The sequence below is a fragment of the Rosistilla carotiformis genome (assembly GCF_007753095.1).
Lineage (GTDB): Bacteria > Planctomycetota > Planctomycetia > Pirellulales > Pirellulaceae > Rosistilla > Rosistilla carotiformis.
The window spans coordinates 3,968,258-3,982,605 of the sequence record NZ_CP036348.1 but is presented as its reverse complement, the minus strand read 5'-3'; the positions used below and the strand labels follow the sequence as shown (position 1 = coordinate 3,982,605).

Annotated in this window: 9 protein-coding genes; 8 read left to right on the top strand and 1 reads right to left on the bottom strand. The window is 56.6% G+C overall.

What is annotated here, in order from left to right; genetic code table 11:
• Positions 1-66 precede the first annotated feature (66 nt).
• The 4 genes from Poly24_RS14380 (at position 67) to Poly24_RS14365 (ending at position 6,841) form a co-directional block, all read left to right on the top strand.
• Positions 67-2,220: a peptidase domain-containing ABC transporter gene (locus tag Poly24_RS14380; RefSeq protein WP_145096509.1), complete on the top strand. Its 2,154-nt coding sequence runs from the start codon at positions 67-69 to the stop codon at positions 2,218-2,220.
• The gene (locus tag Poly24_RS14375; protein WP_231753141.1) at positions 2,217-3,695 is read left to right on the top strand and encodes an HlyD family secretion protein; all 1,479 of its coding nucleotides are present in this window, start codon (positions 2,217-2,219) and stop codon (positions 3,693-3,695) included. Before Poly24_RS14380 ends, Poly24_RS14375 begins: the two co-directional genes overlap by 4 nt.
• A gap of 176 nt (positions 3,696-3,871) precedes the next feature.
• On the top strand, positions 3,872-5,680 hold the full coding sequence (locus Poly24_RS14370; RefSeq protein ID WP_197451909.1) for a TolC family protein: 1,809 nt from the start codon (positions 3,872-3,874) through the stop codon (positions 5,678-5,680).
• Positions 5,681-5,821: 141 nt separating this feature from the next.
• Positions 5,822-6,841: an SDR family NAD(P)-dependent oxidoreductase gene (locus Poly24_RS14365; protein ID WP_145096502.1), complete on the top strand. Its 1,020-nt coding sequence runs from the start codon at positions 5,822-5,824 to the stop codon at positions 6,839-6,841.
• A 283-nt stretch (positions 6,842-7,124) separates the two neighbouring features.
• On the opposite strand, the gene Poly24_RS14360 is transcribed toward Poly24_RS14365, so the two are convergent.
• Positions 7,125-7,412, bottom strand: a complete 288-nt coding sequence (locus Poly24_RS14360) for a hypothetical protein (RefSeq protein ID WP_231753140.1) — start codon at positions 7,410-7,412, stop codon at positions 7,125-7,127.
• Positions 7,413-8,280: 868 nt separating this feature from the next.
• Between Poly24_RS14360 and Poly24_RS14355 the strand changes: the two genes are divergently transcribed.
• From Poly24_RS14355 to Poly24_RS14340, 4 genes are all read left to right on the top strand, one after another.
• Complete coding sequence (locus Poly24_RS14355) at positions 8,281-9,798, top strand: DUF1254 domain-containing protein (RefSeq protein WP_197451908.1); 1,518 nt, start codon at positions 8,281-8,283, stop codon at positions 9,796-9,798.
• A gap of 104 nt (positions 9,799-9,902) precedes the next feature.
• Positions 9,903-11,345, top strand: a complete 1,443-nt coding sequence (locus tag Poly24_RS14350; RefSeq protein ID WP_145096499.1) for a DUF1254 domain-containing protein — start codon at positions 9,903-9,905, stop codon at positions 11,343-11,345.
• Between the two features lie 99 nt (positions 11,346-11,444).
• On the top strand, positions 11,445-12,476 hold the full coding sequence (locus Poly24_RS14345) for a DUF1214 domain-containing protein (protein WP_145102901.1): 1,032 nt from the start codon (positions 11,445-11,447) through the stop codon (positions 12,474-12,476).
• A gap of 79 nt (positions 12,477-12,555) precedes the next feature.
• Positions 12,556-14,127, top strand: a complete 1,572-nt coding sequence (locus Poly24_RS14340; RefSeq protein ID WP_145096496.1) for a DUF1254 domain-containing protein — start codon at positions 12,556-12,558, stop codon at positions 14,125-14,127.
• Positions 14,128-14,348: the final 221 nt, after the last annotated feature.

Here is a 14,348-nt window from a genome sequence, read left to right as displayed (position 1 = left end):
GGAGCGGATTGCAGACGATCGTCCGGCGACGGCGCTGAACTTTTTGAAACGACTTTTCACCATCTTATGAAACAACACAAATCACAATGTACCGGCGCTATTTCCATTTTGGAGAAATTGGCCAGCGCAAACCCCGTGCTTGAACGCGATGCGCCGCGCCGAGCAATGTTCGAAGTCGTTGAGGCGTGGCCCGGTGATCCCCATCGTTTGTGGTGGAAATGGTTCAGCGAGGCGACGATTAGTCTGGGCCTGCGAACAAAAACGATCGATGGTACCGTCGCGGAAGTTTGCCGATTGGCAGCGTTACGAGCGCCACTGATCTGCTATCGCGAACAAGCCAACGACGGGAAGGCCGAATGGCTTGGAGTCGTTGGGGCAAACCGTAAGAGGTTTCAAGTCGTGGTGGCAACGGAAGACTCCGATGAGACGCACAGCGTCTCTCCACGGGGCTTGCGTAAAATGCTTCGCAATTATGCCAAGGATGGGAATCTTCGTTGCGTCGTGGTTCAATCGGACAAGTCGCTTTCGATGGAAGCGAGCGGTCCCGGGAAGAAGTTAGAGCCGAACCAGCGTTTGTGGAAATTGCTGCGACCGGAATCGTCCGACATTTGGTTGGTGGTACTGTTTGCGTTTGTCGTTTCGTTGTTGATGCTGGCTTCGCCGATGGCAGTGGAGGCGTTGGTCAACACGGTGGCGTTTGGACGCTTCTTGCAACCGATCGTGATCCTGTCTGCGATCCTGTTGACGTTTCTTAGTTTCCAAGGTGCGATTCGCGCGTTGCAGACCTACGTGGTCGAGATCATCCAACGTCGGCTGTTCGCTCGCGTTGCCGGCGACTTGGCCTTCCGATTACCTCGCGTGGAAACCGAGCCGATCGATGGCGAGTACCTTCCCGAGGTGGTCAACCGCTTCTTCGATGTGACGACGATCCAAAAGGTCGCCGCGCAATTGCTGTTGGATGGCGTCGGGTTGATCCTTAACACCGTTATCGGAATGGCGGTTCTGGCCTTCTATCATCCCTGGCTGCTTGGGTTCGACCTTTTCCTGGTCGCTGCGATTGCAATCATCGTGTTCGTTCTCGGACGCGGTGCCGTCGATAGCGCGATCAAGGAATCGAAGCACAAATATTATATGGCTGGGTGGCTGGAAGACATCGCCCGGTGCCCGACGGCATTTCGTAGCGATGGCGGGGCTGATTTTGCGATGGTGCGGGCCGACCGCATGGTCGCTCAATACCTGACCGCGCGCAGCAGCCATTTTGCGATCGTGATGCGACAGGTGTTGTTCGCTTTGGGCCTTCAAGCGGTCTCCAGCACCGTCCTGCTCGGCTTGGGCGGGTGGTTGGTGGTGGCGGGAGAATTGACCCTAGGCCAGCTGGTGGCGGCGGAGCTGATCGTGACCGTTATCGTTGGATCTTTCGCTAAGTTTGGAAAGCACATGGAAAGTTTCTATGACTTGTTGGCGTCGGTCGACAAGTTGGGTGTGCTGTTCGATTTACAGACGCAGCGCGACGACGGCATGCTGACTTGGGATGGGACACACCCCGCCAGTCTTGAATTGCACGCGTTGACCTACAAATGGGATGGCGCCGTGGCGATCCTGGATTCGTTAGAGGCATCGGTCGAAGGAGGCGAACGGATCGCGATCCATGGCGGTTCCGGGAGCGGGAAGAGCACGTTGTTGGATTTGATCTTTGGGCTTCGAAGTCCGTCGGCCGGCTTCTTGACCATCGATGGCACCGATCCACGCGATTTGCGTCCCGACGTATTGCGGTCCCGAGTGGCGATGGCTCGTCCTGAAGTTTTTCATGCTTCGGTCGAAGAGAATGTCGACCTACGCCGTGACGATGTGACGGCGACCGAGGTTCGCGATGTGTTGCGTTCCTTGGGGCTGTTGGACCCGGTGCTACGATTAAAGGATGGGTGCGATACCGTACTGGCCAGCGATGGCGCTCCGCTATCGACGAATCAGTCGCGGATCCTGACGCTCGCGCGAGCCACGATCGGACAGCCGGGGCTCCTGTTAGTCGACGGGGTCTTGGATGGTTTGGGTGGAACGGAACTTGACCAATGTCTCGAGTATTTGATGGCACCGCACCAATCATGGACGTTAATTGTCGCGACCTGTCGGGAAGACATTGCGGCGCGGTTTACACGAACGATTGATTTGGGGATCCCGACCGCTGCGGACAACGATTTTCAAGGCGGAGTAGCACGATGAAAATAGCTGCAGAAGAACCGACGACGCCGCAAGCGCTTCTGTCACGCCGACCCCGCCGGATGTTGGCGCCGGCGGCATACAGCGAATCCGCCTTTCCGTCGCTGCGACTGGCGAGATCGTCGCGTTTGGCGCGGCGTATCGGAAAGGTGTTGTTGGTCGTGTTGATCGTCGCCACGTTTGTGGTGGCGATCGCGCCGTGGCAACAATCGATCAAAGGGTCTGGCACTGTAATCGCCTATGCGCCGTTCGAACGGCAACAAACGATCCAGACACCCATCAAAGGGCGGATCGTGCGGTTGGGAGACAACATCGTCGAGAACGGTTATGTGCAAAAGGGGGATTTGATCGTCGAGGTTGCCGACATCGATCCAGAATACCTCGTCCGACTTGAGAGTCAGATGGAAGCATCGCAACGTCAGGTCGCCGCGGCGGAGACATTGTGGCGAGCGAGCGAACGCAACCGAGACGCTGCAAAAATGGTCGTCAGTTCGATCGAAGCGCAAGTCAAAGCGTATGAGCTAGTCAAAAAGCAGGTCGTTGCGGCGGCGGAAGCGGATATCGAATCGGCGCGGAATAAGATCCAGGCGGAACAACAGCAGCTGGCCGAACATCAGGCGGCCCTTGCGCAGGTACAAGCCGACTTTGAACGGCAGCGCGTTTTGTATGACGAAAAGATTGCATCTCAATCCAAGTTCCAAGCGGCGCAACGAAAGCTGAAGGAGGCCGAAGCGAAGGTCGAGAAATCGAAAGCCTATGTTCGGTCGGCTGAAAGCGATCTGGAGAGCAAGCAGAGCGATCGGCAAGCGAAGGAACAGAAGGCCCAGGTCGACATCGATTACGCCACCGCAGCGCTCCGCAAGGCGACCGCGGACATCGCCAAATCGGAAAGCGAAGTCGCGAAGGCGGAATCCGATCTGACGAAATCCCAAAAGGACCTGCTCGACAGCGAGACGAAGGTCGCGCGGCAGCGGCGTCAGGAGATCTTGGCTCCTTTCGACGGATTCTTGACGCGAATCACCGCCAATCAAAACAGCCAAGTGCTTAAGGAAGGGGACGTGATCTGCACGATCGTCCCCGATACCACCGACCGCGCGGTGCAAATCTGGCTCGATGGCAACGACGCGCCGTTGGTCGAGGCGGGACGGCACGTGCGATTGCAATTCGAAGGTTGGCCGGCGATCCAATTTTCTGGATGGCCCGCGGTCGCCGTGGGCACCTTCGGCGGCCAGGTGGTCTCGGTCGATGCCACCGATGATGGCAAAGGAAAGTTCCGGATTCTCGTTCAACCGGAGGAGTCGGGGCAGCAGTGGCCCAGCGACCGTTTCCTGCGTCAAGGTGTACGTACCAACGGCTGGGTGCTGCTGGAACGCGTGCCGTTGTGGTACGAGATCTGGCGGAATATGAACGGCTTCCCACCGGTTGTCTCGACCGAAGAGCCGAAGAACAGCAAGCCCCCTAAGCTGCCGAAGCCTTAGCGTGACCGGGTGCCAGCATTCAGGCGAAGTCGCCCAGAACCGGGCGTTAAGCTTTGCCATGCTGGCACAACCGGCAAAACGCGTCCTCGGCTGGGCCTGCAAATCCATGCGTACCGATTGTGACTGTAGTGCGAACTAATTGGTTTCATTGCAAGTTGCGGTTTGGATGGTTTTCAGTGACTCGTCAAGATACCCATCGACAACGAGCCTCGTTGATCACATTGGTGTGTGCCACGTCGATTGTATTCGTGTTTGTTGGCTGCAAAGCTGGCAAGGACGATTCGAATGCATCCAGCAATTTCGCGGCGGTTCCGACGCTCGCCCATTCCACCGACACGGCGACGCTTGCCAGTTCCAAATCGCCCGCAGAAACCCCCGATGACGATTCGACATCGTTTTCGTTGGCATCTCACACGCCCCAACCGCACCCGCGGCAATCTGTCGGCGAACCCATCGCTCGTGCGTCCGACGAAGAGACCATCGCCAACGGTGGTGCGGAATCTCGCGGAGCAAATCTTCATGAAACGCTCCCTTTTCGTTTGACGTTTGATACATCCGACGGCAGCGACGTGGAAACGGATCGGCCGACATCCGACAAAGTGGACGAGACGCTTGCCGAGCCGTTGCCGACTCCCGCTCCCGATTCGGCCGTCGCGGTGTCGCTTAGCGAAGTCGTTACGTCGATCCACGCGACGTTCCCGCTGTTGGAAGTCGCCTATCAGGACTACCAAATCGCCGCGGGCAAGCAGGTTGCAGCGTGGGGCGCTTTCGATACAAAACTAAAGGCATCAAGCGAGAACGGGCCGCTGGGTTATTACGAAACCTATCGGCAGGGCGCTGGGTTTGAGACGCCCGTTTATCGCGGTGGCGAAGTGTTTGGTGGGTACCGCATCGGTCGCGGTGAATTTCAACCTTGGTATCTGGAACGTCAGACGAACGACGGCGGTGAGTTTAAGGCGGGCTTTAACATGCCGTTGCTGAAGGATCGACAGATCGACGCGCGTCGGGCGGAATTGTGGCGTGCCACCTACGATCGCCAATTGGCACTCCCCGAGATCCGATCCCAGCTGATTCAATTTGTCCGGGACGGCAGCGTCACGTACTGGAGCTGGGTCGCTGCGACGCAGCAATACAAAATCGGCGAACAAGCCCTCGAACTCGCGACGACGCGGAACCAACAATTGCAGCGGAAGGTCGAGTTGGGCGATATCGATCCGCCGGTGCTGCAAGACAATCTGCGAGCGATCGCGCAGCGAGAAGCCAAGCTGATTGACCTGCAACGCAAGCAACAGCAGACCGCCGTCAAGTTGTCGATGTTCTATCGGACGCCCGAGGGAATACCGATTGTTGTTGACGAGGCGATCGAAGTCTCGTTTCCTTCCCCCACTGCCGTCGTACGTGAACGGTTCGAAACCGACGTCGCTCAAGCGTTGCTTGAGAGGCCGGAATTCGCCGCTTTGGATTTGCAATCCCGTCGCGCGAGGGTCGATTTGTCGGAGGGACGCAATGAGGGGCTGCCGGCGATCGATGCCCAATTGGTCGGATCGCAAGATGTTGGTGCGCCGACTAGTAGCAAACGAGATAAATCTCCCTTCGAATTGGAGGCGGGACTTTATGTGGAGGCGCCGGCCCAGCGGCGCAAAGCGGCTGGAAAAATGCAAGCGGCACGCGCCAAGCTGACGCAGATCGCTGCCAAACGGCAGTACACGTCCGACAAGGTGCGCGCCGAATTGGAATCGGCCTTCATCGCTTTGGACGCTGCGTACAAACGACTTCAACAGGCGGAAGAGGCGACGCGGTTGTCGGACTACATTGCCGACGTCGAACGTCGTAAATTCAACCTGGGCGAAAGCGACCTGTTGGCCGTGGTATTGCGTGAACAATACGCGATCGAAGCGGCGATCTACGAGATCGATGCCAAGCTGGAATACTACATCGCCAGAGCGGATTACGACGCGGCGATGGCGGTCGACTGGCCTCAATGACCGACACACGGCTTTAACGCCCGATGCGTTGACTGCGGCATCCTCGTTGCGGCGTTACTAGCGTGAGTTCTGTGTTCGGCACGTCGATTGCTCGGTGGTGGATGTGAACCCTTCACACCACACATCCCCAACACGAACTCGATGAATACCTTTTCCAAACTCGCGCTCTCCGCTGCCCTCGGATATACGGGATTAAGAATCACCCGAGCTGTCGCTCGCCGTAAGCGAATCTTCGACTGGAAAGACAAACGGGTCGTTATCACCGGCGGTTCCCGTGGGCTTGGTCTGGTCATCGCGCGACAGCTGGCCGACCAAGGTGCTCGGATCGCGATCACCGCTCGAGGTGAAGAGGATCTTGCCGTTGCGGCTGAGCAATTGCGCGATCGCGGCGCCCAGGTGATGTCAGTGGCGTGCGATGTCCGCAAGCCGGAACAGGTAACTCGCTTTATCGACCAAGTGGTCGATCGGTTGGGAGGCGTCGATGTCCTGATCAACGTCGCCGGGATCATCACGGTGGGCCCCCTCGAAGCGATGGAGTTCGATGACTTCGCCGACTCGATGAACACCAATTGTTGGGGGGCGCTGCACACGTCCAAGGCGGTGCTCCCGCACATGCGAGCCGCTGGCTGGGGAAGGATCGTCAACATCGCTTCACTCGGTGGCAAGCGAGCCGTTCCGCATATGCTTCCTTACGCTGCCAGCAAGTTCGCACTCGTAGGGCTTTCTAATGGAATGCGGGCGGAACTGAAACAGGAGAACATTTTTGTTACCACCGCATGTCCCGGCTTGATGCGAACCGGGAGTCCACGGAACGCGAACTTCAAAGGCCAGCATCGTGAAGAATACGCTTGGTTCAGCATTGGCGATTCACTGCCGTTGATGTCGATGGATGCGGAAGCGGCAGCTTCTCAAATTCTGGTCGCATGCCAGCAAGGACTTGGTGAGGTCTTCATCCACAGCCCATGGAATATGACGATCGCACTGCAAAGCCTTTGCCCCGAACTGACGCAAGAAATACTCGCGTTGGCCGCGTCGGTTCTTCCCAAAATGGGAGGCATTGGCCGGGATTCTGCCAAGGGGCACGCGAGCCAGTCCAGTTGGTCTCCATCGGTTCTTACAACACTCACGCAACGAGCCGCGGCGATGAACAACCAGTTTTAAGTTGTTGGTTTCTACCGAATCCAAATGTGCAGCCCTGTGTCGGCCAGACAATGGCGACGCTCTGCGATCCGATTCGCGAACCGAAACGTCTCGGGCGGCTGGTTCAACCAGCGGCGATTCCAAGCGATGGCCTGGAAAGACTTATCTCGATCGGGCTGTGAGTGCATCGCGTCATTCCATGCACTAAGCACTCGTCCTGCGCGAGAACATCTCGCAAATTTAGACCGTCCTCGCTTTACACGCTCGCCAATACATCAAAGGCTGGCTGGCGAGGGGGAGGGATTTAACGGAGGGCAGGCGGTCCGATCCAAACGGGAGTTCCGAAAACGATCTGCCGTAAAGGTCGAGTCGGCGGTTGCGAACGATTGGATTGGTGAATCAATCGGATCGTGTTCCCATAGATGTGAAACGGTCGCCCCGGGCGTTCGTGAATCGGCATCGCTTGGATTTGGGCGCGATACGCTCCCGTTGGCAGAATCACGGGACTCCAGCCGGTTGGTGATTCCGCGTTCAGCGACACTTGAAAAGCCGAAACGATGAAGAGGAAGGCGAACAATCGATTCACGTTCATTTTTGATCAATACCTTTAACTTCCGTTAGTTATCCGATGCATCCAGAATGGATCGGCCAGTCCGTAAAAAGCCGAGAGCATGCCGGAAGCCCTGATTGAGGCTACTTCGTAAATTCACAGCGAGTCGTCGTGCACCTGAATATATTCATAACCTTGTGGTTGCCAACACGCAAATCTCGGGATTGGCCGATTTGGCAATAGCCTAGTGTCCCTCTTTTAGAATCGCTCTCCTTCATTTTGCGGACGGTTTCCGAACGTTTCAAAAACAAACGTTCCGTCGGCGTTGTGACATGGATCTCGCAACAGAAGGAAGGAATGCGCGCGAACACCGGAGTAGGGGAACGATGACTCCCATCGCGTGGTTTGCCCATCTGCCGACGTGAAGTTTAAATGAATTCAACCGTTGGTTTCGCAGGCCCCGTATCCCTTGGTTTACTGTGTAGTGGTTCGAGGTGGACACACCCAGCTCCGACGGTTGGTGGATTTCTAGCTTGCCATTTTCAGTGCCGCACGCGCCAAGGATATGCTGAATGGGGCTGGCGTTTCGTTGAGTTTCACTTCTGATGCGCAGTGGACGAGTGGTTCGAATGGCGGGTTTGCAAAACAAATTTGCTGGATATGGATAGTCAGAAATTATAGAATCCGAGACCTAATCGCTTTTGGATCCGTCGTGACACTTCGGATGGTTGGGCTTTGTGATGGAAATCGTAAGTATTTTTGAGGCCTCGCTTTCCAACATAGGACACAGTCTCCATAGACTCGGTGTGGGCACACTTTTCCCAACGGGCAAATCCAACTGCGGTCCTCACACGCAACCGCATCATTCCGCGGCGAAATCTCAATCCGTCATCCTCTGAATACGACTTCAATGAAATCTTCTTTTAATCAAGGGCTCCGGACATGCGCCATCTTCGGCGCGATGGCCCTAGCCGGCAGTGGTTCCGCGTTGGCTCAAGTCTCTCAGGAAACGCTGCGAGCGATTGGCATCCCCGACGCTGTCGAGACGCCGATTGGCAATCTGGAGTTTTTTGACGGCGTTCCCAACAACGCGACCATTGATAAGCTTTACGACAATCTTGACCGGATGCGGGCTGTCGAGGTCTACCTCAACAACCAGGGTGCCGCGTCGTTAAATGCGATGTGGAAAGGAAATGCAGGGATCGGTGCGGACGCTTCCAACAAGGTCACGATTACCGAGCAGCTGCTGAAACCGGAGTCGCTCTACCTCACGGGGAACACCTCGACTCTATACGCCCTCACCTATCTCGATCTGAAGACCGACGGACCGTTGGTGGTCGAGCTTCCGCCGGGCATGTTGGGGTTCCTGGACGACGCCTGGTTTCGCTTCGTCGAAAACCTTGGCGTGATCGGTCCGGACCGAGGCAAGGGGGGCAAATATTTGCTGCTTCCCCCGGACTACAGCGGCGCCGAGCCCGAGGGCTTTTTCATCGTCAAGCTTCCCACGTACAACAACCTGATGTTTCTGCGCGGCTCGATCGCGAAGGGCTTGAAACCTGCGGTGGAGAACATCAAGTCGAAGCTGCGGATCTATCCACTCGCCAAAGCGGACGATCCTCCCGCCACCGAGTTCATTAACTTTTCCGGCACCAGTTACAGCACCATCGTCTCTCGCGACATCAGCTTCTTTGAAGACCTCAACGAATTGGTCCAGGCCGAGCCGATCGATGCCATCGGACCGGAGATGCGAGGCCAACTGGCGGCGATCGGGATCGTCAAGGGGAAACCTTTTGAACCCGATGACCGGATGAAAAAGCTATTGAACGAAGCTGCTACGCTCGGCAACGCCACCGCGCGTGCGATCACCTACCAACCGCGTATCGACGGTGTCTTCATCTACCCCGACACCAACAGCGCCTGGACATCGGCATACGCCAACAAGAACACGTCGTTCGAGGCGGACGGCGCGATGGGGCTCGATGCACGACCGCTGTTCTACTTCAACGCGACCGGCGTCACGCCCGCCATGGCGACCAGCCACGCCGGAGCAGGATCCGACTATGCCTTGGCATATTTGGACGCCGACAAAAATGCGTTCGACGGCGCGAAAACGTACAAGCTTCACCTGCCGCCCAGTGTGCCAATCAACAATTTCTGGGCGGTCACGATTTACGACACGCAGACGCGGTCACTGCTGCAAACCAGCCAGACCTTTCCGACCGTCGGCAGCCAGAGCGAAGGCTTCCAGAAAAACGAAGACGGTTCCTACGATGTCTATTTCGGTCCGAAAGCTCCTGTAGGCAAGGAGAGCAATTGGCTCGAAACCATCCCAGGCAAGAGTTGGTTTACGATCCTGCGGATGTACGGTCCCCTGGAAGCATGGATCGAAAAGACCTGGCGGCCTGGAGAGATTGAGCTCGTCGAATAGTTCGGCGATTCGATTTTTGAACACGCAAACCGCGGCGTTGCCAAACGCCCTCGATTGAGAATCAAATACAGTCTTTTCACCCTTTAGTCCCGATAGCGAATCCCATGAAAACCTATTCGATCGCCTACGCGGCTGTCACAGCCGTCGCGGTCACATTCATCGCAAGTGGCCGACACGACGTCGGCGCGGCTGACGCGCCGACGGTTCCTTCTCCTACGGAAACGAAAGCGCTCGCCGAGGAAGGGTTCATCTACGGGCTGCCGATCGTGATGAATTATGCCGTGATGTATGAATACGCTGTCGACAAAGGGGGCAGCCAGTTCAAGGCCCCGTTCAACCAGTTGAAGAATGAGCCGCGTGTTTACACCTACAAGGACACCGCGGTTATCACCCCCAACAGCGACACGCCCTATTCCTTCACATGGCTCGACCTGCGAGCCGAGCCGATCGTGCTGACAGTCCCGGCTGTCGAGAAGGAACGCTATTACGCCGTCATGATGTGCGACGGAAATACCTACAACTACGGCTACATTGGCAGCCGTGCCACCGGCAACGATGCCGGCAGCTACATGGTCGTCGGTCCCGATTGGAAAGGCGAAAAGCCCGAAGGTATCAACGAAGTCTTCACATCCACCACACCGTTTTCGCTCGTCGCGTATCGGACCCAGTTGTTCGATCCCGCAGACATGCCAAACGTGATCAAGGTCCAGGATGGTTACAAGGTGGAGCCGCTTTCCGCCTTCCTCAGCCAGCCCGCACCTGAGGCCGCCCCGGCGATCGACTTCATTCCGGCGACAACCGCCGGTATCAAGGAGAACTTCTGGAGCTATCTGGATGCGGCGCTTCAATATGTTCCCGAGACGGAGATGGACAAGGAGATCCGCACCAAGCTGGCGACGATCGGCATCGGCCCAAACAAAACATTCGAGATGAAAGAACTTTCGCCGGAGCACAAAAAAGCGATCATCGATGGGATGAAGGCGGGGGACGAAAAAATCAGCACCTACCTGGCTTCCGGTATGACCAACGTCAATGGTTGGCAGATCGGATCGCTACCGGGTGACGAAGCTCACTACAACGGCGACTGGTTGATGCGTTCAGGGACCGCAAAAGCCGGACTTTATGGCAACAGCGCCGCGGAGGCCGTTTACCCGCTGACTCGCGTGGATGGCAATGGCGAGACGCTCGACTGCAGCAAAAACAACTACACGATCACCTTCCCTGCGGGGCAGTACCCGCCGGTGAATGCGTTTTGGTCGGTGACGATGTACGACGGCAAGTCCCAGTATCTGATCGAGAACCCGATCAACCGCTACCTGATCAATTCACCGATGATTCCGAACATGAAGAAGGGGGACGATGGATCTCTCACCCTGTACATTCAGAAAGACAATCCCGGCGGCGATCTGGAAGCCAACTGGTTACCGGCACCAAATGACACAGTCTATTTGGTGATGCGGCTCTACTGGCCAACGACCGAAGCACCGTCGGTCCTTCCGCCCGGCAAAGGCAGTTGGAAGCCACCAGGCATCGTGAAGGCGAAGTGATCGCCTTTTGATTCTGATCCAGGCGGGCCGGACATTTCCAGTCCAACCCGCTCACTTAAGCAACCCATGACAATGCAACCTTCATTCCATCCAGTGACCATGAAGACAAACATCCTCGCCATCACATTAACACTTACCGGAGCGCTCACCGCGGCGACCGCCAACGCGCAATCCGATGCTGCCGCATCAATCGTTGTCAATGTCGATAATTTTAACAAAGCGCAGACCGACTTTGAGTTCGAAGGAATCCTCAAGATGTCGGGCATCAACCAGGTTCACAGCAACCGGACGCCGACGCCAATCGACAAGCAAAATGTGATTCGAATGAACCGCGACACGCTTTACAGTATCGGCGTGATCAACATTTCCAAAGGTGCGACGGTAACGCTTCCAGATAGCGGCAAGCGTTACATGTCGTTGATGGTTATCAACAATGACGGATATGTGAACGATGTCTATTACGGCGGCGGCTCACACGAATTGACGTTGGAGAAGTTTCAAACTCCTTACGTCGGCGTGGTGATTCGTACCCTTGCGAACCCGGAAGATCCTTCCGATCTGGCGATCGCCCACAAGCTGCAGGACAAGATTCAGATCGATGCCGGATCGGACGAACCGTTTGTTCTGCCGAATTACGACAAAGCCAGCTACAAGGCGACTCTCGACGCGATCCTTGAATTGGCCAAGGGGCTGAAACGATACACCCAGACATTTGGTTCCAAAGCCGAAGTCAACCCGGTTCACTTCATGATCGGCACCGCATCGGCTTGGGGAGGCCTGCCGGACAAGGCGGCTCAGTACATCAACGTCCAACCGAACCTGCCGGTCGGTGAATACGAAATCGTTGTCAAGGATGTTCCGGTCAAAGGCTTTTGGTCGATCAGCCTCTACAACGAAGCGGGCTACTTCCAACAGAACAAGTACAACGCCTACAGTCTCAATAGCCTGACCGCCAAGCCAAACAGCGATGGTTCCTACACCATCCGCTTCGGCGGAGATCCCGATACGACCGAGAACTGTCTTCCAATCATGGAAGGCTGGAACTACGCCGTCCGCATGTATGAACCGAGCCAAGCGATCATCGACGGCAGCTGGACATTCCCGGGCCCGCCGACCAAACGAAACAAGTGATTCCATTTGTTTCCAACAGAATGAAATCGGCTTGACCTTTACATGTCACCTTCTCACGACTCTTAACACACTGGATTCCATGAAACTCAACATCATCACCCTCACGCTCACCGCAACGCTCGCCGTGGGAACAGCTTACGGACAAGACGATCCTGCCCGTGAAGCTGCGAAAACAAAAGCGGCGTCGATCCCGGACAAAGTCCAGACGGTCGCCGGTGAACTGAAATATTTCGATGGCGTGCCGATCGGCAACACCAACGACCTTGTCTATGACTACCTGACCCGCTCGCGCGCTCTCGGGGTCTACCTGGACAATGTTGGGGCGGTCTCGATCTATAGCGTCCTGGCCGGCATGGCGGAACAGGGGGCCGACGCCCCAAACAAGATCGCCATCTGGGAACAGATGATGGATTCCCGCACGCCGGTGATCACATCAAATACCTCCACGATGTATGCCTACGCTCCCACCGATCTGGCGAAAGATGGCCCGACCGTCATCGAGATTCCACCCGGCATGCTGGGATTCCTTGACGATGCTTGGCAACGCTTCGTCGGCAACATGGGTGTGACAGGTCCAGACAAAGGGAAGGGAGGCAAATACCTGCTGATTCCGCCAGGCTACACCGGGGAAATCCCCGACGGATATTTCATCTTGAAGCCGCTGACGAACCGGAACTTTCTGTTCCTGCGGGGCTCGGTGAAGAATGGTCTCAAAGCGGCGGTCGAGAATTTCAAGACGGGCCTCAAAGTCTATCCGTTGAAGGATGCCGCCAATCCAGCGCCGACGGAACTCGTCAACATGTCGGGTCGCACGTTCAGCACGATCTTCCCGAGCAACCTGGAGTATTTCGAGATCTTGAACAACATCGTCCAGGCGGAGCCGATCGATGCGGTCAACCCGGAAGTGCGTGGGTACATGTCGGCGATCGGCATCGTCAAAGGCAAGCCGTTCAATCCCGATGAGCGGATGAAGAAGCTGCTCATCGAAGCGGCAACGCTCGGCAATGCCGCAGGACGCTCGATCACCTACGATCCTCGCATCGATGGAGTGAAGTTCTATCCCGACACGAAGAGCCAGTGGGTGACGGCTTACGCGAACAAGAACACATCGTTCGAAGCCGACGGAATCATGGGCCTCGATGCGCGGGTGCTGTTCTACTACAACGCCGGCGGCGTGACTCCCGCTATGGCAACGCCTCATGTGGGAGCCGGCTCCGACTACGCATTGGCATTCCTGGATCAAAACGAACAGCCATTTGATGGTTCGAAGACCTACAAGCTGCACCTGCCACCGAACGTGCCAGTCAACAACTTCTGGGCCGTCACCCTCTACGACACCCAGACGCGTTGCCAACTGCAGACCAGCCAGCTGTTCCCCACCGTCGGCAGCCTGGACAAGGGAATCGAGAAGAATGAGGACGGCTCTTACGACGTCTATTTCGCGCCGAAGGCCCCCGAGGGCAAGGAAGGCAACTGGCTTGCCACCAATCCCGGGAAAAGCTGGTTCTGCATCCTTCGGATGTACGGCCCACTTGAACCATGGATCGAGAAAACCTGGCGGCCTGGAGAGGTCGAGCTGGTGAACAAGCCGGTCGGCGAAGGCGGCCTGATCGAGGAGCTGGAAGAGAAACTCGAGAAGGCGATTAAATAAGCCTACTGTTGTGAACCCTCGCGGATTGGCTCTCACGAGTCGATCCGCGTTTTTTTTTGCCTCTCACAAGCCTGGTCCCTCGGGTGACGCGCCGTGACAGAAGCATCGCGCCAGGAGCGTGGACGGACCGCAGCGACCATGGCTCGACAAAATCTGACGTCCGAGCGAGAACTAAGTGCTAAACAGGCTAATCGTCGAGCGCGGCCTTCTCGGAGGGAGCG

Excerpts from the sequence above, each read along its gene's own strand:
- Poly24_RS14375 (WP_231753141.1), top strand. The coding sequence starts at position 2,217 with ATGAAAATAGCTGCAGAAGAACCGACGACGCCGCAAGCGCTTCTGTCA.
- Poly24_RS14365 (WP_145096502.1), top strand. The coding sequence starts at position 5,822 with ATGAATACCTTTTCCAAACTCGCGCTCTCCGCTGCCCTCGGATATACG.
- Poly24_RS14380 (WP_145096509.1), top strand. The coding sequence starts at position 67 with ATGAAACAACACAAATCACAATGTACCGGCGCTATTTCCATTTTGGAG.
- Poly24_RS14360 (WP_231753140.1), bottom strand. The coding sequence starts at position 7,412 with ATGAACGTGAATCGATTGTTCGCCTTCCTCTTCATCGTTTCGGCTTTT.
- Poly24_RS14350 (WP_145096499.1), top strand. The coding sequence starts at position 9,903 with ATGAAAACCTATTCGATCGCCTACGCGGCTGTCACAGCCGTCGCGGTC.
- Poly24_RS14345 (WP_145102901.1), top strand. The coding sequence starts at position 11,445 with ATGAAGACAAACATCCTCGCCATCACATTAACACTTACCGGAGCGCTC.
- Poly24_RS14355 (WP_197451908.1), top strand. The coding sequence starts at position 8,281 with ATGAAATCTTCTTTTAATCAAGGGCTCCGGACATGCGCCATCTTCGGC.
- Poly24_RS14340 (WP_145096496.1), top strand. The coding sequence starts at position 12,556 with ATGAAACTCAACATCATCACCCTCACGCTCACCGCAACGCTCGCCGTG.